The sequence below is a fragment of the Sphingomonas sp. PAMC26645 genome, from assembly GCF_004795835.1.
In the GTDB taxonomy this organism is placed as follows: Bacteria; Pseudomonadota; Alphaproteobacteria; order Sphingomonadales; family Sphingomonadaceae; genus Sphingomonas.
The window spans coordinates 1,277,242-1,301,457 of record NZ_CP039249.1 but is presented as its reverse complement, the minus strand read 5'-3'; the positions used below and the strand labels follow the sequence as shown (position 1 = coordinate 1,301,457).

Annotated in this window: 15 protein-coding genes; 11 read left to right on the top strand and 4 right to left on the bottom strand. The window is 63.9% G+C overall.

The window, feature by feature from the left end; genetic code table 11:
- Positions 1-228: 228 nt before the first annotated feature.
- The 7 genes from E5673_RS06030 to E5673_RS06000 all read left to right on the top strand — a co-directional run bounded on the left by E5673_RS06030 (position 229) and on the right by E5673_RS06000 (position 15,124).
- On the top strand, positions 229-1,455 hold the full coding sequence (locus E5673_RS06030) for an efflux RND transporter periplasmic adaptor subunit (protein ID WP_247599606.1): 1,227 nt from the start codon (positions 229-231) through the stop codon (positions 1,453-1,455).
- A gap of 6 nt (positions 1,456-1,461) precedes the next feature.
- Positions 1,462-4,746 carry a multidrug efflux RND transporter permease subunit gene (locus E5673_RS06025; protein WP_136189313.1) on the top strand — a complete coding sequence of 1,095 codons (3,285 nt, stop codon included), beginning with the start codon at positions 1,462-1,464 and terminating at the stop codon, positions 4,744-4,746.
- Positions 4,743-6,341, top strand: a complete 1,599-nt coding sequence (locus tag E5673_RS06020; RefSeq protein ID WP_136189312.1) for an efflux transporter outer membrane subunit — start codon at positions 4,743-4,745, stop codon at positions 6,339-6,341. Before E5673_RS06025 ends, E5673_RS06020 begins: the two co-directional genes overlap by 4 nt.
- A gap of 133 nt (positions 6,342-6,474) precedes the next feature.
- On the top strand, positions 6,475-9,129 hold the full coding sequence (locus tag E5673_RS06015) for an EAL domain-containing protein (protein WP_136189311.1): 2,655 nt from the start codon (positions 6,475-6,477) through the stop codon (positions 9,127-9,129).
- A 380-nt stretch (positions 9,130-9,509) separates the two neighbouring features.
- Positions 9,510-10,235, top strand: a complete 726-nt coding sequence (locus E5673_RS06010; protein WP_136189310.1) for a haloacid dehalogenase type II — start codon at positions 9,510-9,512, stop codon at positions 10,233-10,235.
- 118 nt (positions 10,236-10,353) lie between these two features.
- The gene (locus tag E5673_RS06005) at positions 10,354-12,459 is read left to right on the top strand and encodes a PAS domain-containing protein (protein ID WP_210731813.1); all 2,106 of its coding nucleotides are present in this window, start codon (positions 10,354-10,356) and stop codon (positions 12,457-12,459) included.
- Positions 12,460-13,204: 745 nt separating this feature from the next.
- Entirely contained in the window at positions 13,205-15,124 is a 1,920-nt protein-coding gene (locus E5673_RS06000) for a ribonucleoside-diphosphate reductase subunit alpha (protein WP_136189309.1), read from the top strand.
- Between the two features lie 139 nt (positions 15,125-15,263).
- Here E5673_RS06000 and E5673_RS05995 read toward each other — a convergent pair whose 3' ends face one another.
- A complete protein-coding gene (locus tag E5673_RS05995; RefSeq protein ID WP_056055125.1) occupies positions 15,264-15,524 on the bottom strand; it encodes a DUF2171 domain-containing protein in 261 nt (86 codons plus the stop codon).
- A gap of 56 nt (positions 15,525-15,580) precedes the next feature.
- Between E5673_RS05995 and E5673_RS05990 the strand changes: the two genes are divergently transcribed.
- The 3 genes from E5673_RS05990 to E5673_RS05980 all read left to right on the top strand — a co-directional run bounded on the left by E5673_RS05990 (position 15,581) and on the right by E5673_RS05980 (position 18,650).
- Positions 15,581-15,784 (top strand): hypothetical protein, encoded by a 204-nt coding sequence (locus E5673_RS05990; protein ID WP_132736349.1) that lies wholly within the window; start codon positions 15,581-15,583, stop codon positions 15,782-15,784.
- Positions 15,785-15,846: 62 nt separating this feature from the next.
- Positions 15,847-16,899: a ribonucleotide-diphosphate reductase subunit beta gene (locus E5673_RS05985; protein ID WP_056060836.1), complete on the top strand. Its 1,053-nt coding sequence runs from the start codon at positions 15,847-15,849 to the stop codon at positions 16,897-16,899.
- Positions 16,900-16,904: 5 nt separating this feature from the next.
- Positions 16,905-18,650, top strand: a complete 1,746-nt coding sequence (locus E5673_RS05980; protein WP_136189308.1) for an ATP-binding protein — start codon at positions 16,905-16,907, stop codon at positions 18,648-18,650.
- Here E5673_RS05980 and E5673_RS05975 read toward each other — a convergent pair.
- The 3 genes from E5673_RS05975 to E5673_RS05965 are packed head-to-tail and all read right to left on the bottom strand — an operon-like array spanning position 18,609 to position 20,830.
- A complete protein-coding gene (locus E5673_RS05975) occupies positions 18,609-19,109 on the bottom strand; it encodes a hypothetical protein (RefSeq protein ID WP_136189307.1) in 501 nt (166 codons plus the stop codon). The two genes, E5673_RS05980 and E5673_RS05975, sit on opposite strands and share 42 nt — an antisense overlap.
- A gap of 24 nt (positions 19,110-19,133) precedes the next feature.
- Positions 19,134-20,147, bottom strand: a complete 1,014-nt coding sequence (locus tag E5673_RS05970) for a cupin-like domain-containing protein (RefSeq protein WP_136189306.1) — start codon at positions 20,145-20,147, stop codon at positions 19,134-19,136.
- Complete coding sequence (locus E5673_RS05965; protein WP_136189305.1) at positions 20,147-20,830, bottom strand: SapC family protein; 684 nt, start codon at positions 20,828-20,830, stop codon at positions 20,147-20,149. The genes E5673_RS05970 and E5673_RS05965 overlap by 1 nt, the downstream gene beginning before the upstream one ends.
- Before the next feature lie 323 nt (positions 20,831-21,153).
- Between E5673_RS05965 and E5673_RS05960 the strand changes: the two genes are divergently transcribed.
- Complete coding sequence (locus E5673_RS05960) at positions 21,154-24,159, top strand: TonB-dependent receptor (RefSeq protein ID WP_210731850.1); 3,006 nt, start codon at positions 21,154-21,156, stop codon at positions 24,157-24,159.
- Positions 24,160-24,216: the final 57 nt, after the last annotated feature.

The window sequence follows — 24,216 nt, the reverse complement described above, 5'->3', positions numbered from 1 at the left end:
AGGATCGTCCGGCGGACGATCCGACCCCGCACTCCCAGTCTGGATCCCCGCCTTCGCGGGGAAACAATCTTCTTGGTCTGCCGGGGCGCTTCCCCCCCAAACAATCAAACAGGTTACTCTTTCTTCCCTATTTCCAACCCTTACTTTTCAACTGACATACTTCTGGTACATCCTCGTGGTTTAGGCCGACCAACAGCTGCCACCACCGATCGCGAGCGGATACCAAACTTGATAGCCACACGATTTTCTGCGCGGCAGTGCGCCATCCTGCTGGTGCCCGCACTGGCGCTCGCCGCCTGCTCCGGCGGCGGCGACAAGGCGCAAGGCAAGGCAGGCCGCGGTGGCCAGCCGGGCCAGGGCACGCCGACCGTCGGCTACGTCGTCGTCCAGCCGACCAGCGTCGCGATGACCACCGAACTCAGCGGCCGCACCACCGCGTTCGAGAGCTCGGACGTCCGCCCGCAGGTCACCGGCATCATCCGCCGCCGCTTCTTTACCGAGGGTACGCTCGTCAAGAAGGGCCAGCCGCTCTACGAGATCGACCAGCGCCTCTATCGCGCCGCCGCCAACGAGGCGCAGGCCAACCTCCAGAGCGCGCGCGCCAACCAGCAGGCGCAAAACATCCTCGCCCAGCGCTACAAGCCGCTCGCCGAGATGGAGGCGATCAGCAAACAGGATTACACCAACGCGGTCGCCACCTCGCGCCAAGCCACCGCTTCGGTCGCGCAGACCCGCGCCGCGCTCGAGACCGCGCAGATCAACCTTAAGTTCACGACGGTGCCGGCACCGATCACCGGGCGCATCGGCCGCTCGCTGTTCACCGTCGGCGCGCTCGTCTCGGCGACGCAGACCGATCCGCTCGCGCAGATCCAGCGGCTCGACCCGATGTTCGTCGATATCCAGCAATCCTCCGGCGACCTGCTCGCGCTCCGCCGGTCGCTTGGCCAGAACGGCATCGTCGCGACCCGCGCCGAGGTCCGCCTGACGCTCGAGGACGGCAGCGAATACGGCGCCACGGGCACGGTCGAATTCGCCGAAGCGCTGGTCAACACCGAGACCGGCACCGTGACGTTGCGCGCGCGCTTCCCCAACCCGCAGGGGCTGCTGCTCCCCGGCATGTTCGTCCAGGCAAAGTTCGCCCAGGCGATCAACCAGCGCGCGTTCCTCGTGCCGCAGGCTGGCGTGTCGCGCGACGCGAAGGGCAATGCGACGGTCTATGTCGTCGGTGCGAACAACAAGGCGGTGCAGAAGAAGATCAAGGCGGACCGCACGCAGGGCGCGTTCTGGGTGGTCACGAGTGGGCTCAACCCCGGCGACAAGATCATCACGCAGGGCCTGTCGAAGATCGCGCCGAACCAGGGCGTGAAGCCGGTGCCGGAAAACACCGCGCAGAAGATCGAAGCGCCCAAGGGTGACTCCTCCGGTGGCGACTCCAGCCAGAAAAAGGCCGGCTAAGCCCTTATGTTATCCCGTGTCTTCATCGATCGCCCGATCTTCGCCTGGGTGCTCGCGATCATCGTGATGCTTGGCGGCATTGGCGCGATCATGAGCCTGCCGATCGCGCAGTACCCCGACGTCGCGCCGCCGCAGGTGACCGTCCGCGCGTCCTTCCCTGGTGCCAACGCGCAGACGATCCAGAACAGCGTCACGCAGGTCGTCGAGCAGTCGCTGACGGGTATCGACGGGCTGATCTATTTCAGCTCGTCCTCGTCGTCGCGCGGCTCGGTGAACATCACGGTGACGTTCGAGAAGGGCACGGATCCCGACATCGCGCAGGTCCAGGTCCAGAACCAGGTCCAGCAGACGCTGTCCCGCCTGCCGCAGCAGGTCCAGCAACAGGGCCTCGTCGTCCGCAAGTCGAATCCGGACAACCTTCTGATCGTCGGCGTCTATGACGAGACCGACAAGCTGACCAACCAGGACGTCTCGGACTATCTCGTCTCGAACCTGCAGGACCCGCTCGGCCGTATCCCGGGGATCGGCGACAGCAACGTGTTCGGCGCGCAATACGCGATGCGGATCTGGCTGAACCCGAACAAACTCGCGAGCTACCAGCTGATCCCGAGCGACGTGACCACCGCGATCCAGGCGCAGAACACCGAAGTCGCCGCCGGCGAGCTCGGCGGCCAACCCCAGCCCGACACGCAGATGCTCAACGCGACCGTCACCGCACAGTCGCGCCTCCAGACGCCCGAGCAGTTCGCCAACATCATCCTGAAGACCACCAACGACAGCGCCGTGGTCAAGCTGCGCGACGTCGCCCGGATCGAGCTGGGCGCGGAGAACTACAATGCGCGCAGCCGCGTCAATGCGCATCCCGGCGCCGGTATCGCCGTGCTGCTCGCGCCGGGCGCCGACGCGCTGAAGACCGCCGAACTGGTCAAGGCGTTCGTCGCCAAGTCGGCCAAGAGCTTCCCGCCCGGCCTGAAGTTCGCCTACGCCAACGACACCACCGACTTCATCAAGCTGTCGATCGACGAAGTCGTGAAGACGCTGATCGAGGCGGTCATCCTCGTCGTCATCGTCATGTTCGTGTTCCTGCAGAGCTGGCGTGCGACGCTGATCCCGACGATCGCGGTCCCGGTCGTGCTGCTCGGCACGTTCGGCGTGTTCTATCTCGCGGGCTTCTCGATCAACACGTTGACGCTGTTCGGGCTCGTGCTCGCGATCGGCCTGCTGGTCGACGACGCGATCGTCGTGGTCGAGAACGTCGAGCGCCTGATGGAGGAAAATCCCGAGATGACGCCTCGGGAGGCAACGATCGAATCGATGAACGAGATCACCGTCGCGCTGGTCGCGATCGCGCTCGTGCTGTCGGCGGTGTTCCTGCCGATGGCGTTCTTCGGCGGATCGACCGGCGTGATTTACCGCCAGTTCTCGCTGACGATGGTCTCGGCGATGGTCCTGTCGGTGCTCGTCGCGCTCATCCTCTCGCCTGCCCTCACCGCGACGCTGCTCAAGCAGAAGCAGAAGGACGCCGAGGGCAACACCGAGAAGAGCTGGGGCGAACGCAAATTCCCCAAGGTCGCGCACTTTTTCACGCGCGCCGGTGACAAGTTCAACGACGGGTTCGAGAAGGGCACGCAGAAATACACCAGTGCGGTCCAGTCGGTGATCGACCGGAAGTGGCTGTTCCTGCTGATCTACGCGGTGATCGTCGCGGTGCTCGCGGTGCTGTTCCTGCGGCTGCCGACGGGCTTCCTGCCGACCGAGGACCAGGGCTCGGGTATCGTCCAGTTCCAGCTTCCGGCGGGCGCCACGCAAGGCCGCACCTTTGCGCTGCAGAAGCAGATCGAGCAATATTACTACACCAACGAGAAGGCCAACGTCCGCACGATGTTCACCGTCAGCGGTGGCGGCGGCGGCGGCGCAAGTGGCCAGAACACGGGGCAAGGCTTCATCGCGTTCGCGCCTTGGGACGATCGCAAGGGCAAGGAAAACACCGCGGAGGCGATAACCGGTCGCGCATCGAAGGCGTTCGCCGGCTTCCGTGACGCGCAGGTCTATTCACTGGTGCCACCGGCGGTGCGCGGTCTCGGTTCGTCGAACGGCTTCACGATGGAGTTGCAGAACGCCGGCGGGCTTAGCCAGATCGAGTTCAACGCCGCGCGCGACAAGCTGCTCGCGCTCGCCCGCGCCGACTCGTCGCTGACCGCAATCCGCCTGACCGAGCTGCCCGATGTCGCCACCTTGCGTGTCGATGCCGACCAGCAGAAGCTGTCGACGCTCGGTCTCACACAGGCGAACGTGAACTCGACGCTGTCGACCGCCTGGGGTGGGCAATACGTCAACGACTTCATCGACCGCGGCCGCGTCAAGCGCGTCTATGTCCAGGGCGACGCGCAGTTCCGTGCGCAGCCATCGGACCTCAGCCAGTGGTTCGTGCGCGGATCGAACGGCCAGATGGCGCCGTTCTCGTCGTTCGCGAAGACGAGTTGGGGCCAAGCGCCGACGACGCTCTCGCGCTTCAACGGCATCGCCTCATACGAGATCCAGGGCTCGGGCGCGCCAGGCGTCAGCTCGGGCGATGCGATGAACCGGATCGCCGAGCTTGCTGGGCAGATCCCCGGCACGTCGGTCGCATGGTCCGGCCTGTCGTATCAGGAACGCCTGTCCTCGGGTCAGGCACCGATCCTTTACGGGCTGTCGCTGCTGGTCGTGTTCCTGTGCCTCGCCGCGCTGTACGAAAGCTGGTCGATCCCTATTGCCGTGCTGCTGGTGATCCCATTGGGCCTCGTCGGCGCGATCCTCGCGGTCACGCTGCGGGGGTTGATCAACGACGTGTATCTCCAGATCGGCCTGCTGACGACGATGGGGCTGGCGGCGAAGAACGCGATCCTGATGATCGAGTTCGCCGAGCAAGAGGAGAAGAAGGGCAAGCGCGTCATCGAGGCGGCACTGTCCGCGGCGAAGATCCGATTGCGCCCGATCCTGATGACGTCGTTCGCGTTCATCCTCGGCGTGTTGCCCTTGGCGCTGTCGACTGGTGCGGGCGCGAACAGCCGTATCGCGATCGGGACCGCGGTGGTCGGCGGCATGCTGACCGCGACGATCCTCGCGATCTTCTACATCCCGCTGTTCTTCGTTCTCGTCCGCCGCGGCGCGCGCGACGGCATCGCCAAGCTGCGGGGCAAGCCGACCGGCTTCCAGGGCCATGACGACCACGACCATGATGGCCACGGATCTGATGGCGATCACAACGGACCACCCGAACCACAGGGCCCTCACCGGCCGGAGCCCGCATGATGCGCTCGCTAGTCCTGATCCTCGCCGCGTCGACCGCGCTCGCCGGCTGCTCGCTCGCGCCGAAATACGCGCGCACCGAGCTTCCCGTGCCGCCGTCGCTCCCGGTCGGCGACGCGTATCTGCGCCAGTCCGAGGCAGCGCTGCCCGCGATCACCTACCGCGACGTCTTCAAGGACCCGCGGCTCCAGCAGATCATCGTCCAGGCGCTCGCCAACAACCGCGATCTCCGCGTCGCCGCCGCCAATATCGCGTCGACCCGCGCGCAATACCGCATCCAGCGCGCCGACCTGTTGCCGCAGGTCGATGCGAGCGGGCGGTACAGTTATTCAGGGGGCGGCAGGGGTACCCGCAACACCGTTACGAGCGGCGGAACGGGCGGTACGGGAACAGGCGGGACCGGAACAGGCACCGGCAACACTGGAACCGGGACTGGCACGGGCACCGGGACCGGTACAGGTGGGACCGGCACCGGCACCGGATCGGTGGTCAGTTCGTCGAGCTCGAACAGCGCCTTCTCGGTCGACCTCGGCACCACCGCGTTCGAGCTCGACCTGTTCGGCCGCATCCGTTCGCTGACCAGCGCCGCGCTCGATCGCTATTTCGCGACCGAAGCCGCCGCGCGCGCCACCCGCCTGACGCTCGTCGGCGACATCGCCGATGCATGGCTGACCTACGCGTCGGACCAGAGCCTGCTCAAGATCGCGCAGGACACGGTGACGAGTTCGCAGCGCAGCGTCACGCTGACCAACGCGCGGCTGCGCGGCGGCGTCGCCCCGCGCACCGATCTCCGTCAGGCGCAGCAGATCCTGTTCACCGCGCAGTCCGACCTCGCGCAGCAACTCACCGCGCTCGCGCAGGACGTCAACGCGCTGCAACTGCTGGTCGGCGCGCCGGTCGACGCCAGCCTGCTGCCCGCGTCTATCGAGCAGGCTTTGCCGACCGTCGCCACGCTGCCGGCCGGGCTCGACAGCAGCATCCTCCTGCGCCGACCCGACGTCGTCGAATCGGAATACCAGCTCCGCGCCACCAACGCCGAAATCGGCGCAGCGCGCGCGGAACTGTTCCCGAAGATCTCGCTGACCGGCATCCTCGGGTTCGCCAGCACGTCGCTGACCTCGCTGTTCAGCGGCGGCGCGTTCAACTATTCGGTCGCGCCCTCGGTCAGCTACCCGATCTTCCGCGCCGGTGCCGGGATCGCCGGCGTCGCCTATTCGAAGGCGCAACGCGACGCCGCGCTCGCGACCTACGAGAAGACGATCCAGACCGCGTTCCAGGAAACCGCCGACGCGCTCGCACGCCAAGGCACGATCGCCGACCAGTTGAAGGCGAACCAGAACTTCTCCGAAGCGGCGCTGGACACGTATCGCCTGTCCGACGCGCGCTATCGCGGCGGCATCGACACCTTCCTCAACTCGCTCGACGCGCAACGCTCGCTCTACACCGCGCAACGCAACCTCGTCGCGACGCAGCTCGTCGGCGCGAGCAACCGCGTGACGCTGTACCGCGTGCTGGGCGGCGATTCGACGCTTGAAGCCACCGCCGGCGGGCCGCAACCGGTGACCATGAGCGGCGCACCGCGGCCGGAAACGGACTGAAACGTGGGAGGGAACGGAAGAGCCAGACGCAACTCCGTTCCCTCCGCCTTTATAACGCACTGAGCGGGCGAAGTTTTTTTCGCGTCGCGCCGATCTTACCGTATCAGCAAGATATTCCAGTCAGAACGGTTGGATGTACGCCCCCCTCCCCGTCGCGGATCGCCGCGCGCGCGATCGATCGCCAGCCCCCGCCGTGTTCGGGCTTGGCGAGGATGCGCGCGAACAGGTTGCCGAACTCCTCGATCGCAAGCTCGCGCAGGTCGCGGAAACCTGGCCGATCGCGATCGCCACGCAGATGGTCGCCTGTGCCCTCCTCGTCGCGCTTGCGCTGATCGCGCCGCCCGCCGCCGGTCTTGGCACCATCGTCCCGTCGATCGGCATCCATGCCGCAATCCTGGCCGCGCTGTCCGCAGGCGTGTTCGGCGTGTTGCGACTGCCGGGATTGCGCGAATGGCCTGCCTATAAGCGCAACCGCGCGCTTACCGTTGGGGTCGCGGGGGTCGCAGCGCTGTCCCTGTCACTTCTGTGGACCGTCGCGCGCGCCCCGTCGGGGTCGCTGCAACTCGCCTGCTGCGTCGCGGTGCTGGGCCTAATCGCCGTGACCGCGGTCAGCGTCCATGCGGTCCGCGCGGCGACGCTCGGGCTCGGCGTCGGGATCGTCGTGATGCTCGCGATATGCGCGGGGATCGGTATGCCGCTGCTGGTCGCGATCGTCTTCCTCGGCTGTCTGGGGATCGTCGCGCACCGCCTCGCCCGGATCGACGTCGCGCAGGAACTGAACCGTGCCGAGAACGCGAACGAAGGCCGGCTCGCGATCCGGATGGTCGCCGAATTCGAGGACCAAGGTACCGGCTGGTTCTGGGAAGCCGACCGCCAGGGCCGCCTGACTTATCTGTCCGCCAAGGTGACCGACGAACTCGGCCTCGCCGACGACGCGGTCGGGCAACCGCTCACCGACCTGTTCCGCATGGACAACGACGCGCCGGGCACCGAACGGACGCTCGCCTTCCACATCGCCTCGCGCACGTCGTTTTCGGACTATTCGGTGTGCGCCGCGACCTCGCCCGATTGCGAACGCTGGTGGTCGATCTCGGGGAGGCCGGTGGTCGACGATCTCGGGCGCTTCCAGGGGTTCATCGGCTCCGGCCGCGACCTGACCGAACAACGCAAGTCCGAGGCTGAGATCACGCGGCTGGCGCTGTTCGACGGGCTCACCGGGCTCGCCAACCGCCAGCGGATGCGCTCGTCGCTCGACGAGACGCTCGCGCAGAAGACCGGTCCGTACCGCGCGACGTCGCTGTTCCTGATGGATCTCGACCGGTTCAAGGCGGTCAACGATACGCTTGGTCACCAGGCGGGTGACACGCTGTTGAAACAGGTCGCGCAGCGGCTCCAGCGCGGGATTGCGGACGCGGGGCTGGTCGGGCGGCTTGGCGGCGACGAGTTCCAGGTCGTGCTGCCCGGCATCGCCGACCGCGACACGCTCGCCGCGCTGTCCCGCGAAGTGATCGCCTCGCTGTCCGAACCCTATTTCATCAGCGGGACGTCGGTCACGATCGGCTGCTCGATCGGCATCGCGATCGCACCCGACGACGGCGACGATGCCGAGACGCTGGTCCGCAACGCTGATCTCGCCTTGTACGCCGCCAAGGCCGACGGCCGCGGTGTCCACCGCTTCTATTCGGACGACATGCTAACCGGCGCGCGCACGCGGAAACTGCTCGAGGACGATCTGCGCGCGGCGATCTCCGACGGCGCGTTCCACCTCTGCTATCAGCCGATCGTCAGCACGAAATCGGCGCAGATCGTCGGCTACGAAGCATTGATCCGCTGGAATCACCCTACCCGCGGGCTGGTCTCGCCCGCCGACTTCATCCCGGTCGCGGAGGAATGCGGGCTGATCGAGGCGATCGGCGAATGGGTGCTGCGGACCGCGTGCCTGGAGGCGGCGCGCTGGCCCGGCTCGGTGCGCGTCGCGGTCAACGTCTCGCCAATCCAGTTCGCCAACCCTGCTTTGCCTTCGCTCGTCACCAGCGCGCTCGCCCAGTCTGGGATCGCCGCGGGCCGCCTCGAACTGGAGATCACCGAAGGCGTGTTCCTCGACGAGACGCGCTCGTCGGAACAGATGTTCAAGGCGCTGAAGGGGATCGGCGTGCGGCTTGCGCTGGACGATTTCGGCACCGGTTATTCGTCGCTCGGCTACTTACGCAACGCGCCGTTCGACAAGATCAAGATCGACCAGTCGTTCGTGCGCGGTGCGGCCGAGCCCGGCAACCGCAATGCCGCGATCATCAAGGCGATCGTCACGCTCGCCGACACCCTCGGCATGGAGACGACCGCCGAAGGGGTCGAGGTGCAGGACGAGATCGACCTGATCCGCGACCTCGGGTGCAGCCATATCCAGGGCTATGTCTATGGCCGCCCGGTCCGCGCGGACGAGGCTTTGCGGCAATTGGGGGTCGAGAACGGCACCGCCGCCGCGAGCGGCTTCAAGGTGAGCCGTGCGCCGCGCACCAAGATGCTGCGCTCCGCCCGGATCGCGATTGACGGGGTCCGCGGCGACGTCCGCATCCGCGACATCTCGACCTCGGGCGCGATGCTCGACGGGCTGCGGATCGACGGCAACCCCGACGGCGTCGAACTGGAGATTGAACTGGTCGAGGACCAGATGTTCGGCGCCCGGATCCGCTGGGCGCGCGCCGGCAAGGCGGGCATCGAGTTCCACGAGGCGTTCAACCTGGAACGACTGAACCAGGGCCACTCCGCGCGTCTTCGCCGGGCTGGGTGAGTTAGGCAAAACGGCGTTTGAGTTCCCCTACGGGTAGGGACATATCAAACGAGGCGGGTACGTCTGCTTTCTAGTTCCCCCGCGAAGGCGGGGGCCCAGGATCAAGCAGCGCGACCGCTTGCGACTCCTGGACTGCCGCCTTCGCGGGAGAACGGTAAAAGTCCACCACCCCGGCGGAGGCCGGGGCCCAATTGGAGAGGTCGTCGTAACAGCGAACGACGTTCGCCAATCCACGTTTCCCAATTGGGCCCCGGCCTCCGCCGGGGTGGGTCAACGTAAGGGACCGAGCGTAAGAATCCCCGCTCAACGACGGCCTGCGCAAGAGCCCGGAAGTCTCCCGTTCCCGGGAACCAACCGCCGCCTCCCACCGTCTCACCCCCATGGTACATCGCGCCCCGAACAAAGCCCTCGCGTTCGACGTGTTCGGCACCGTGGTCGACTGGCGCTCGGGCATCGCGCGCGACGCCGCGCCCGTGCTCGCGCGCCTCGACCGCACCGATATCGACCCGCACCGCTTCGCCGACGGCTGGCGCAAACGCTATCAACCGGCGCTCGAGGAGGTCCGCAGCGGACGGCGGCCGTTCGTCATTCTCGACACGCTCCACCGCGAGGCACTTGAAGACCTGCTCCGTCACCACGGCGTCGACCCGGCCACGCTGGACGAGGCCACGCTCACCGACCTGACTCACGCCTGGCACCGGCTCGATCCCTGGCCCGACTCGGTCGAGGGTCTCACCCGCCTCAAGGCGCGGTATCCGATCGTCACGCTGAGCAACGGCAACATCGCGCTGATGCTGGACATGGCGCGCCGCGCCGGTCTGCCCTGGGATGCGATCCTCGGGGCCGAAGTCAGCCGCGTCTACAAGCCGCTTCCAGAATCCTACCTCGCCACCGCGCGGTTTCTCGGCATTGCCCCGGGCGAACTCTGCCTGGTCGCCGCGCACCACAGCGACCTCGCCGCGGCGCGCGCCGCCGGCCTGCAGACCGCTTATGTCGACCGCCCGCATGAATATGGCGGCCGCCCTGCACCCGACGCGGATGCAGCACAGGACTGGGATTACAGCGTCGACAGCCTGACGCGATTGGCCGACGAACTGTGCCGATGACCCGCCGACCTGCCCGCGAACCGGTGGAAACGCGCGACGCGTCCCCGTATCGACCGCCCGTATCGAACCCGCACCGGCGTAAAATTCGGCCCGGCGTGCGACCCGGCAGGAATTTGAGATGACCACACAGACGGCCGAGGCCGATTTCCTGACCGGTGGCGGCGAGATGGCCGCGATGATCCGCGCGCATGACTGGTCGACGTCGCCGCTGGGGCCGATCGAGCACTGGCCGCAGTCGCTGCGCTCGATCGTGTCGCTGATGCTCGCGTCCGAATTCGCGATGTGCCTCGCCTGGGGCCCGGAACTCGGCTTCCTCTACAACGACCATTATGCCCGCATCATGCACGACAAGCACCCGCAGGCGCTCGGCCAGCAGTTCGCCGACGTGTGGGCGGATGTCTGGAGCGATATCAGTCCCCTGGTCGATAAGGCGCTGGCGGGCGAAGCGTCGTTCTTCGAAAACCTGCCCCTCGTCACCAACCGCAAGGGCTATGACGAGCATGCCTGGTTCACCTTCTCCTACTCGCCCGTCCGCGATGAAAGCGGTGCGATCGCGGGCATGTTCTGCTCGACCTACGAAAGCACCGAGCGCGTCCAGACCGAACGCGCGCTGCGTGACGAGCGCGAGCGGATGAGCCAGATGTTCGCGCAGGCGCCGACCTTCATGGCGATGTTGCGCGGGCCCGAGCACCGGTTCGAGCTGACCAACCCCGGCTACGACAAGCTGGTCGGCCACCGAGAGATGCTAGGCCGAACCGTTGCCGAGGCGTTGCCCGACGCGGTCGAACAGGGGTTTCTGGACCTGCTCGACGATGTGTATGCGACAGGCGAAGCGTTCACGGCGGTGGGCATGCTCTATGCGGTTCAGGCTGAACCCGGCGGTTCGGTCAACGATCGCTACGTCGATTTCGTCTACCAACCGATCCGCGACGCGACCGGTGCGGTCGTCGGCATTTTCGTCGAAGGCGCGGACGTCACCGACCGCAAGCGGCTCGAACGCGACCTGCAATCGCTCAACGCCGACCTCGAACAGCGCGTGCGCGATCGCACCCAGGAACTGATCGAGGCGCAGGAGGCCCTCCGCCAGGCACAGAAGATGGAGGCGGTCGGGCAACTCACCGGCGGCATCGCGCATGACTTCAACAATTTGCTGCAAGGCATCACGGGTAGCCTGGAGATCGTCCAGCGCCGCGTCGCGCAAGGGCGTGTCGGCGAGCTCGATCGCTTCATCACCGGCGCGACCGCCGCCGCGAACCGCGCCGCCTCGCTGACCCACCGCCTGCTGGCGTTTTCCCGCCGCCAGCCGCTCGATCCACGCCCGGTCAAGGTCAACCCGCTGGTCGCGTCGCTCGAGGACCTGCTCCGTCGCACCACGGGTGAGCAGATCGAACTCGAGATGGTGCTCGCCGGTGGTCTGTGGACGACGCTGTGCGATCCCAACCAGCTCGAGAACTCGTTGCTCAACCTCGTCATCAACGCGCGCGACGCTATGCCGCACGGTGGCAAGCTCACGATCGAGACCTGCAACGCGCACCTCGACGACCATTTCGCCGCCAGCCAGCGCGACGTCCGGCCGGGCCATTACGTGTGCATCTGCGTGTCGGACACCGGCACCGGCATGTCCGCCGACACGATCGCCAAGGCATTCGAGCCGTTCTTCACGACCAAGCCGATCGGCCAGGGTACCGGCCTCGGCCTGTCGATGATCTACGGCTTCGCGCGCCAGTCCGAAGGCTATGCGAGAATCTATAGCGAGCTCGGCCAGGGCACGACGATCAAGCTGTATTTGCCGCGTCACTACGGCGAAGCGGAGCAGGACGAAGCGCTTCCCGGCCTGACGCAGGACCACGTCACCGATGCGGGCGAGATCGTGCTGGTGGTCGAGGACGACTCGGTCGTCCGCGCGCTGATCGTCGAGGTATTGGGCGAGCTCGGTTACCGGGCAGTCGAGGCGCACGACGGTCCGGCCGGACTCGACAAGCTGCGGACGATGGAGCGGATCGACCTGCTCGTCACCGACATCGGCCTACCAGGACTGAACGGTCGGCAGGTTGCGGATGCTGGTCGTGCGCTGCGTCCGGGGCTCCGCGTGCTGTTCATGACGGGCTATGCGGAGAACGCTGCGCTGGCGTCGGGCTTCCTGGAGCCGGGTATGTCGATGATCACCAAGCCGTTTGCGATGGAAGCGCTGGCGACGCAGATCCGGACGATGATCGAGGGGTAAGGCGATCGAAAGATAGCGGGCCGCCAAGCGCTGCCCTCCCCACGCCCCACTCCAACGATCACCACCACCTCACGATTGCCACCACCCCGGCGAAGGCCGGGGCCCAAGTGGAAAGGTCGCAGTAACGACGCGCTACGCTCAGTTGGCGACGTTTCCCAATTGGGCCCCGGCCTCCGCCGGGGTGGTGAGGCTTTGGCGGGGTGGTGCTCTTATTCGGAAAAGGACGAACGCCCTATGCCGTTCCCCCGCGAAGGCGGGGGTCCAGGAATCGAGCAGGACGACGTTCGTGGCTCCTGGGCCCCCGCCTTCGCGGGGGAACTAGAGCGGTCCCCCCATATCTAGCCCCACTCCCACCCCCCCCCGAAGCAACATTTGCCATCTTCCCCGCCGAAATAATTTTTCGTTCCCGCTTCGCCCCCTTGCACATCTTGAACCCCGCAGAAGTCCACGCGTCGCGAATATCCCGCCCGGCCAACCCGCACGCGAACGCGACGAACCGAGCCCCCGACCACCCCCGCACCCCCTTGCGTCTCTTCGCGCTTTGGCACAATCTCTTGGGGTTGCGTTCGGGGGCGGACCCAATCGCTGGTAGAACAACCCTCGCATAGCCATATGCGATATGACCGTAAGCGCGCCTTCCACCGCCGCGATGGTCACTTTTTGTTCTCCCGTTAGGGGCCGTCCGATGGTAGCATGGCGACATGACGCCGATTCGAACGAATACAGAACACTAGGAGCGGTTTCGATGGATTTCAGAGACAGCAGCCGGGATAGCGACATGACCACAGACACGATCGAACAGACCATCGCAGCGCCTGAAGCCGAGGCCCCCAAGGCCCCGCGCCAGGCGCAGGACAGCCACTCCGTGCGCGCGCAGATCTACCCGGTCGAGGTCGATCACAGCCGCGACGCGCTGCTGACCGAGTTCGGCAAGGACACGCTGAAGGATCGCTACCTGCTTCCGGGCGAGAGCTACCAGGACCTGTTCGTCCGTGTCGCCTCGGCCTACGCCGACGACGCCGGCCATGCGCAGCGCCTGTACGACGCGATCTCGAAGCTCTGGTTCATGCCCGCCACCCCCGTTCTGTCGAACGGCGGCACCGGCCGCGGCCTGCCGATCTCGTGCTACCTCAACTCGGTCCCCGACAGCCTCGGCGGCATCGTCGACACCTGGAACGAGAATGTCTGGCTCGCCTCGCGCGGCGGCGGCATCGGCACCTATTGGGGCAACGTCCGCGGCATCGGCGAGCCGGTCGGCCTCAACGGCAAGACCAGCGGCATCATCCCGTTCGTCCGCGTCATGGATTCGCTCACGCTCGCGATCAGCCAGGGCTCGCTGCGCCGTGGTTCGGCGGCGGTCTATCTCGACGTCTCGCACCCCGAGATCGAGGAATTCCTCGAAATCCGCAAACCTTCGGGCGATTTCAACCGCAAGGCTTTGAACCTCCACCACGGCGTGCTGATCACCGACGACTTCATGGAAGCCGTGCGCAACGGTGAGGAATGGCATCTCCGCTCGCCGAAGGACCAGGCGATCCGCGCCACCGTCGACGCGCGCTCGCTGTTCCAGAAGCTCGTCGAGACCCGCCTCCAGACCGGCGAGCCGTATATCGTCTTCGCCGATCACGTGAACAAGGCGATGCCCAAGCATCACCGCGAGCTCGGCCTCAAGGTCTCGACCTCGAACCTGTGCTCGGAGATCACGCTGCCGACCGGCAAGGATCACCTCGGCAACGAGCGTACGGCCGTGTGCTGCCTGTCGTCGCTGAACCTCGAGACGTGGGATCAGTGGAAGGACGAGAAGGGCCTGATCGAAGACGTGATGCGCTTCCTCGACAACGTGCTGCAGGATTACATCGACCGCCACGAACCCGGCATGGAGCGCGCCGCCTATAGCGCGGGCCGCGAGCGCTCGGTCGGTCTCGGCGTGATGGGCTTCCACTCGTTCCTTCAGGCCCGCGGCATCCCGTTCGAGGGCGCGATGGCGAAGTCGTGGAACCTGCGCATGTTCAAGCACATCAGCAGCCAAGCCAACGAAGCCTCGATGCAGCTCGCGATCGAGCGTGGCCCCTGCCCCGATGCCGCCGACGTCGGCGCGATGGAGCGGTTCAGCTGCAAGATGGCGATCGCACCGACCGCGTCGATCTCGATCATCTGCGGCGGCACGTCGGCGTGCATCGAGCCGATCCCGGCGAACATCTACACGCACAAGACGCTGTCGGGCAGCTTCTCGATCAAGAACCCGTATCTCGAAAAGATGCTGAGCGAGAAGTCGAAGAACTCGGACGCGGTGTGGAACTCGATCCTCGAACAGGGCGGCTCGGTCCAGCATCTCGACTTCCTCTCGGTCGAGGAAAAGGACTGCTACAAGACGTCGTTCGAGATCGACCAGCGCTGGCTGCTCGAACTCGCCGCCGATCGCACGCCGTACATCGACCAGGCGCAGTCGCTGAACCTGTTCATCCCGGCAGACGTCGAGAAGTGGGATCTGCTGATGCTCCACTTCCGCGCCTGGGAGCTCGGCATCAAGTCGCTCTATTACCTCCGCTCGAAGTCGGTCCAGCGCGCGGGCTTCGCCGGCGGCGTCGAGGCGGACAACACCATCGACCTGCGCCAGATCGACGTCGAGTCGAAGGATTACGATGAGTGCCTTGCCTGCCAGTAAGGCCTCTCGGCGTTCAAGCGTGACCCCGGCCCGTGCATCACGGACCGGGGCGCGCCTGACGCAAAAAACCCCGGCCCGCGCGAAGCGGACCGGGGTTCGGGCAGGCTATGCGGCGCGCTCGATGCGCACCGCGTTCGCGTCAGGCCTCTTCTTCGAACGTCACCGCCACGTCGGCGTTGGCGGAAAGCCGGACCTTGCCGTCCTCGATATCCGCGACCAGCCCGAGCGAGATGAAGTGATGATGCCCTTCATGGCTGCCCGTGCCCTCGACGACCTGCGCGCCCGAGTCCTTCTTGGTCAGCTTGATGCGGTTGCCTTCGACCTTGTCGACGGTACCGACATGGACGCCGTCCGCGCCGATGACTTCGGCATGTTCCTGGATCTTGGTTGCATCGACCATGGTCGTTCTCCTGTGTTGGGTTCGGGTGCTGAACGCGCGCCGGGCGAGTTGGTCGCATGACGTATGGTTCAGCTATCATGTTCGTGGTCGCAGGCGTGCTCGGAATCGTCGGCACCGCGATGCTGCTCCGGTTGCGCAGCCCGAGCATCACCGAGCAGCAGACCTACGCGTTCCGCATGATCGGCATCATGCTCACCTCCGGCGCGATCGTCCTCGCGATGTCCGCCGCCGCGATGTGGCAATGGAGCACCGAGACATGAAACACGCGACCTGATCCCCCCAGTTTCTCGATATAAAACCAATCTCCCGAAAGGCTTACCCCATGTCCCTCCTTCACGCCTCCAAGCAGTACAAGCCGTTCGAATACCCCTGGGCGTTCGAGTTCTGGAAGCGCCAGCAGCAGCTTCACTGGCTCCCCGAGGAAGTGCCTCTGGGCGAGGATTGCCGCGATTGGGCGCAGAAGCTCAGCGATCACGAGCGCAACCTGCTCACGCAGATCTTCCGCTTCTTCACGCAGGCCGACGTCGAGGTGCAGGATTGCTACCACGAGAAGTACGGCCGCGTGTTCAAGCCGACCGAGATCAAGATGATGCTGACCTCGTTCAGCAACATGGAGACGGTCCACATCGCCGCCTACAGCCATCTGCTCGACACCATCGGCATGCCCGAGAGCGAGTACGGCGCCTTCCTCGAATATGCCGAGATGAAGGAAAAGCATGATTACATGCAGCAGTTCACCGTCGACAACGACGAGGACATCGCGCGCACGCTCGCCATGTTCGGCGGCTTCACCGAGGGCGTCCAGCTGTTCGCCTCGTTCGCGATGCTGATGAACTTCCCGCGCTTCAACAAGATGAAGGGCATGGGCCAGATCGTCACCTGGTCGATCCGCGACGAGAGCCTCCACTGCGAGGGCATCATCAAGATGTTCCACACCTTCTGTCAGGAGCGCCAGTGCCTGACCAAGGCGGTCAAGGACGACATCGCCGACGTCTGCCAGACGACGATCCGCCTCGAGGACAATTTCATCGACCTCGCCTTCGAGATGGGCCCGGTCAACGGCATGACCCCCAAGGAGATCAAGAAGTACATCCGCTTCATCGCCGACTGGCGCATGACTCAGCTCGGCCTGAAGCCGATCTACATGATCGACGAGCACCCGCTGCCCTGGCTCGCCCCGATGCTCAACGGCGTCGAGCACGCCAACTTCTTCGAACAGCGCGCGACGGAGTATTCTAAGGCTGCGACGAAGGGCCAGTGGAACGACGTCTGGGACTCGTTCGACAAGCGCCAGACCGCGAAGAAGGGTCCGGCGGCGAATGTGGACCTGAGTGAGGTTCGGGACATGTTCAGCGACTCGGTCGCGGCGGAGTAGTATAAGTGATAAAGTCGGTAGTGCTTAAAAACTTTCGGGGATTCAAAGATCACACTATCGACTTCACCCCATTCTGCCTTCTTATAGGCCAAAATAACGCGGGCAAGACGACCCTTATTGAAGCGCTACGTATCGCTTCTGCAGCGGTGAAGAAGTCCCCGTCCGCCGTTTTCGAAATGGCACCGGACCATTTAGCGCCGGATATAAGCGGACCCGTATTTCGGTTTTCAGTCGAGACACTAGATATTGAGCATCGTGGAATACACTATAATTATGAATCCCACGATCCTGCGATCATAAAAGTTCGCTATAATAACAACTGCTCGATAACTATTGCAATCGGATCCGACGCATCGGAGATATATTGCCAGATGAGCTTACCCGGCGGTAAAAAAGTAAACCTAAGATCGCAAGCATCATCGAAGAAATTTACAGATATATTTGTGATGCCACCCGTCGGCGCACTTTTGTCTGAAGAGACGCAAAGAGATAAAAAATATCTCAAGAAACATATAAATGGATATTTATCTTATCGCCATATCCGGAACCAAATGGCAGACATGCCCGCTGAGTTTGCCAGATTTCAAGAACTTCTAGTCAACACTTGGAGTAGCAATCTTCAAGTTAGCGATATTGAGTACGGACTTGGCGACAAAAAGAATAACTACGGTGTCACCATAAGAGATGGCCCATTTGTAAGCGAAATGGCCTTAGTGGGATCCGGCCTTCAAGCTTGGATACAAACAATATGGTTTCTGTCCCGCGTTGATACAGACTCCATTGTCATACTAGACGAGCCGGACGTTTATCTGCACGCCGATTTGCAGCGGAAATTGATTAAACTGCTATCCGCCGAATGTTACAGGCAGACGATAGTAGCGACACACTCAATGGAAATGATAGCGGACGTTTCACCAAGTGAAATCGTTTCAGTTAGAAAGCGAGAATCTCGATCGCGTCAATTGTCGTCTGATGCCCAGGCTCAGGGCGTCGCGGAGGCAATTGGAACAAACCTAAATATTCAACTTTCAAAGCTTGCGTCGTCAGGTCGCATACTGTTTGTTGAGGGTAAAGACTACCCATTCATTGATCAAATAGCGTTCAAAATGGGTAACGCGTTTTATGATCGGTTCTCGCGAATTCCTCACTTTTCAATCGGAGGAATGAACAATTGGCCTAAAGCAGCTATGGCTTCAAAGGCATTCCACGATACGTCAGCAGGCAAAGTCGCCGGCGTGATGTTTATGGACAGAGACTATAAACCTGATATTTTATTTGCAGAACTTATTTCTGAAGCAAAGAAAGACGCGCTTTTTGTCACCGTCTGGCAAAAAAAGGAAATCGAGAATTTTTTTCTAGATCCGGCTTTAATGCATTCTTACATTGAAAACAGAGCGCGAGAGCCTGTTCGCTATGAAGATGTCGATGAAATGTTCAAAAGAGTAATGGCCGAAATGGCAGAGAGCCTCCCGGAACTGATTGCTGATTCATATCAGAAGCATGATAGAAGCCTTGCACTTCAGACAGCAATGGCGAAGGCAAAGCAATTCATAGAATCGAGAGTTAGAGAGGGGGTAGAAATAAGAGATCTTGTCGGCGGGAAAAAAGCAATATCTCTTTTATCTGCAAAATCACAAGAAATGTGGTCAACGCAATTGTCCCCGATGAGTTTATGCAGACACCTTAAGCTGGGTGATACGCCACTCGAACTAGTGAGGGCGATCCGCAGCTTGGTAGACTCGGCCTGCTAGATGTTTTAGCACACCGGGGCGAGCGCTTGCTGCCATAGTGCCGCGCGAGTCCGTGGCCAACCAGTACCGCGTCCAGCGACTCCGCGCCCCGCTCGACGATAAGCAGTTTGCGGCCGTGCGGTCGACGTCGCGCTTGATCGGGGTCAACGTGGAGGAGCCGGCGCTGAGCAGCGCCTGCATCTTCGGCGTTGCCGTCTGCCCCAGACGGGCTTTGCAGGCGCAGCGCGGCGGGTGGGTCTTCGGCGTGTCGATGTCGGCGATGCGGATCTTCATGCCCGCCATCCAGACCGTGTGGCCGTCGACCATGCAGTCGACCCGCTTGGTGTGGCCGCATATCGTGATGCGTGCGGAGACCGCCTTGCCGCCCGACAGTGCGGAGGTGATCGCAACTGTGGACGCCGCACGGGCAACACTTGCCGTGACTAATAGTTCGTCGCCGATCCCACGTACGAACTCCACACGACCGCACACGACCCCGCACTCTCAACCGCCGCGCAGCAGGCGCATCACCAGTGTTCGGATACGCCCGTAATTCTCCTTCGACGCGCCGAGCACGCCGTGGCGTTCGGGCGGGAGGAATGCGAGCGGGTGGCCGTCGGGGCGGAACACGTAATGATCGAACCACGCGCGCCACGCTGCGCGCTCGGCCGGCGGGCGTTCGGCGATCGTCAGCAGCGATAGCAGCATGGCGGTGTAGGGCTGGTCCGGGCCTGAGCTGAACCCGTCCCACCAGAAATTGACCAGGACGTTGACGTCGCCGACCGCCTCGACCTGATGCCACCAGAGTTTCGGCACGTAGAGCGCGTCGCCCGGCTCCAGCTCGACCACCAGTGCGCGGTCGCGGGCGTTTTCGAAGCGGGGGAAGCGCGGGTCGCCGGGCTCGCTGCCGACCGCGAGGCTGATCGGCTGGCCGGCGAGCGTGTGGTCGATCGGTCCGACATACAGGTCGCGGATCGCGTCGGGCGGGAACAGCGTGAAGCGCCGCCGCCCCGCCGCGACGCACGCGACATTGTCCATCGTGTCGTAATGGCAGGCCACCGTCGATGCGTGCCCGACCCAGAACCGGGGGCGCACCGCGGGCGGGACGAACGGCAGGCGGGTGGTCTCCTCGATACCGGGGAAATACGTCTCCGCGGTCATCGATCCCATGTACATGCTGGTCCGGCCGGGGTCCGCCGCGCTGTCGAGGATTCGCGTCAGCGCCTCGCCGAACGGCACCACGCTGCGCTCGAAATTGAACCCGGCGAGCGTCGCGTCGTAAGTGTACCGCGCGCCGATCTCGGGCTTGCCGACGAACACTTCCGCAAGCTTGCCGCTATCGAAGCGGCGAAGCTGCGCCACCACGCGGTCGAGTGCAGCACTTGGCGTCGTCGCGCCCGTCAGCATCGGCCAATCCCGCGCCGCGCCGCGCAGCACCGCGGGCTCGCACCGGGCCATCACCTCGGCCTGGAAAGTGTCCGGATCGCGCAACGCGCCGGCGGGCGGCTCATGCAGCATCAGCCGATGTCCGCCAGCCGGTTGTTCCGGATCCGGCCGAGCGTCCGCAGGTGGCGGATCGATCCGGCTTGCGCATAGGCGAGTTGCAGGTCGCCGCGGCGAAACAGATCGAGCACTGCGGCATCGGGCAATGCGTGCAGCGCGTCGAGGCTGATCGTGTAGAGCCCTTCGAGCGTCAAATGTTCGCCGTCGTCGAAGCCCATCGTCACGTCGATCGGCTCGAGCAGGCGATGCGCGAGGAAACGCTCGATCAGCGCATCGGTCTCGGGAATGCCCGACTGGAGGACGTGCAGCGCCTGCTGGATGCGCTTGAGTGGTAGCGCTGCCTCACCGTTCATGTCGAACAAAAGCTGGCCGTCAGGCTCCGCAAAGACACCGTGTTCGCGGTCGACGACCAGTTGCCCGTCGGTGATGTAGAAGCCCTGGCGTTCGAGGTCGGCGGGTCGATAGTCGGGCAACGCCCCCTTTACCGCCATCAGGTTGCGGCCCGGTTCCAGGCCCATCACGACGCCTGCGTAGAAGGCGCCGGTTTCCGGGTGTTTCGTGAACAAAATCGCATAATACGGGGCGGCCTGGAGAAATTCGTCCGCGACGATCTGCGCGAATTGCCGCCCTCCGTCATGCGCGCGCGATACGCGCAACGCCGCGTGCTGCGCATGGCTCAGCATCTCCCAGATCGGCATCCATCTCTCTCCGTACAGTCTTCTTGGCCAAGAGATCGCACATGGCGCCCCGGTTGCAAAGCCTCGCCGCGACCACTCATACAAATGCTTGCATTGATTGTTAGCCTGAGTATTGTGAGCGCTATCGTAGATGGTCGAGACGGTGCGGAAACGCGCATGATTCGATCGTCGAAGCAGTTTTGCCGTGGACGCCTCTCACAAGAAGGGCGGTGCGGCGCCGCATGAGGGGATGTTTGACCGTGACCACCACGACGCGCGCTTTAGGCTTTCGAGGACTGGCCCACCCATCGAGCGCACTCGCCTGCGCGACCAGCGTACTGGCGATGATGTGGTCGATCCCGGCGATGGCGCAGGATCAGGGCAATCTTCAGAACAGCACGACCACGCAGCCGTCCGCGCCGCAGCCAGCCGTGCCGACGACCGCGAACACCACGACCGCGTCGGAAGCCGGACAGCCACAGGACGCAGCGACCGCGCCAGACGTGTCGCAGGGTAACACGGTGCAGGGCGGTACAGCGCAGAGCGACGACATCATCGTCACCGGCCTGCGCGGATCGCTCCAGCGCAACCTCGACCTGAAGCGCACTTCGTCAGGCGTCGTCGACGTCATCTCGGCGGAAGACATCGGCAAGTTCCCGGACTCCAACGTCGCGGCGTCGCTCCAGCGCCTGCCGGGCGTGTCGATCCAGCGTTCCGGTTCGCGCGGCGAGCCGATCGGCATCACGGTTCGCGGTTTCGGCGGCGATTTCAACACCACGTTGTACGATGGCCGCCGCATCTCGACCGCAACCGGCAACCGCCAGATCGACTTCAGCACCGTCGGCGTCGATTTCATCGGCCAGCTGAGCGTCTTCAAGACACCAGACGTGACGGTGGCATCAAGCTCGATCGGCGCGACTGTGGATATCCAGTTCCCCAAGCCGTTCGACCATCCCGGGTTCCGCCTCGCCGCCACGGGTTCGGGGTCGATCCAGGATCGCTCGGGCAAGATTGTGCCGACCGCCGGCCTGTTGATCAGCAGCACGAACAAAGACGAGACATTCGGTGTCCTTGCCGACGTGATCTACACGCGGCGTGATACTGATACCAACCGCGTCTATGTGTCGGGTTGGCCGGGCGGCAATTTCGCGCCGTGCCAGCTGACCGGTAACGCCGGGGCGGCAAACTGTGCGCCGACCAGCGATCCGAAGTCGGCAAACTACGCCAATCCCAACAATCGCCAGAACCTGCCCGGCTGGTTCCCGCAGCAATATGGCGCCGAGCAACAGCGCGTGAAGGATGAGCGCGTCGATGCGCGCGTCGCGTTCCAATATCATCCGACCGACGACCTGATGGTCACGCTGGACAACAACTTCTCGCGCCAGACGATCAACCAGGACAATTACGCGTTCGGCGTGTGGTTCAGCCAGGGCGATCTGCGCAACGTCACGGTCGACAAGAACGGCACGGCGGTCGACTTCACGCAGGCCGGCAGCCCAACCGATTTCACGGCTGCAGAAAACAAGCAGATCCTGCAGACCAACCAGACCGGCCTGAACGTCAAGTATGACGTGACGGAAAATCTGACGCTGGAAGCAGACGGCTCGTATGCGAAAAGCTGGCTGAACCCCGGCAACGTGATCGGCAGCAAAAACGGCGACATCGGGTACGGCAACGCGCTCGGCAACGCGCTCGGCAACGTCCTGCGCTTCAAGGTCGACGGCAAGAGCAGCGACGCCTTCCCGACCATCAGCAACTTCGGTCCCGCCGGCGATGGCGCACGCTGGGCCGATCAGTCGGTGATCGGTACGCACGTCACGGTCAACCAGACGCAGCACAATACCGATGAACTCGCCCAGTTCCGCGGCAACGCCACCTGGAAGCAGGACAATTTGACGCTCAAGGCCGGTGGCCAATATTATCAGGACACGTTCAACTTCCGCAACCAGAGCACGTTCACCAACAACTTCTGGCAGGCCTATGCCGGTTATGGCGGCCCATCGGGGCGGACGACGGGCATCTCGCCGGTCCCCGCGAACATCTACCAGGGCTCGGTCAGCCTCGACAACTTCATTCCCGGTTTCAACGGCAGCCTGCCGCCGTCGGTATTCGTGTTCAGCCCGACCGCATATCAGAACTACCTGACGAGCCTGGGCAACCCGTACGCGAAGAACATCCCGGGCTTCAATTATCCGAGCCCGACGAGCGGCGATGGACTACTTGGCTTCCGCGGGAATTTCGACGAAGCGGTCGATCCGGGCAGCGTGCTGAACGTGCGCGAGCGGACCTGGTCGCTCTACTTCAGCGCGAACTTCAAGGCGGACGTCGGCGGCATGCCGTTCACGATGAATGCGGGCGTTCGCAACGAAACGACGAACCTGCGCGCGACTGGCCAAGGTCGCCTGCCGACCTCGATCACGACGAGCACCGCCGATCCGTCGTTGCTCGGCATCCCGACCTACACCGCAATCGTGCCGAACACGACCAACAGCTCGTATTCCTACCTGTTGCCCAGCCTTGATGCGAAGCTGGAAATCACCAACACGCTGCTGGTGCGCTTCGACGCGTCACGTACGCTGACCCGCCCGAGCCTCAGCGTACTCAACCCAGTGCTGAACGTCGGCAACGGCCAGCGCGTCGGCGCCCTGACGGCCAGCGGCGGCAACCCGAATTTGAAACCGTACCTGGCGGACAATTTCGACATCGCCGCCGAATGGTATTATCAGCGCAACTCGTATTTGTCGGTCGACTTCTTCCTGAAGAACGTCAGCAACTTCATCATCGGCGGCGTGACGCGGCAGTCGATCAACGGGCTGATCGATCCGACGACGGGCATCCTGGCGAGCTTCGCCGTATCGCAGCAGGTCAACGGACCCAACGCGACCGTCCGCGGTGTCGAACTGGCGTGGCAACAGGTGTTCGGCAACTCGGGCTTCGGGTTCCAGGCCAACGCAACCTTCGTCAACACCAACCGGCCCTATGACGACAAGAACATTTCGCAGACCGGCTTCGCGGTCACCGGGTTGGCGAATTCAGCGAACTTCGTCGGCTTCTATGACAAGGGTGGGTTCCAGTTCCGCACCGCTCTCAACTGGCGCGACAAGTATCTCCTTCAGTTCGGCCAGAACCAGAACACCGGCGCCTTCGGGTCGGAGCCGACCTTCGTCGACCAGAGCTTCCAGGTCGATCTGTCGACGAGCTACGACATCAACAAGCAGTTCAGCGTCTTTGCCGAAGCGTTAAACGTCAACAACAACCAGCAGAGCACGCACGGGCGCTACGACAACCAGTTGCTCGACGTGTTCGATTACGGCCGCCGCTACACCGCGGGCGTCCGCTTCCACTTCTGATCCCCCTCCCACTGGCGGAGCACGACCTGTTCGTGCTCCGCCTTTTTTCGATTACGC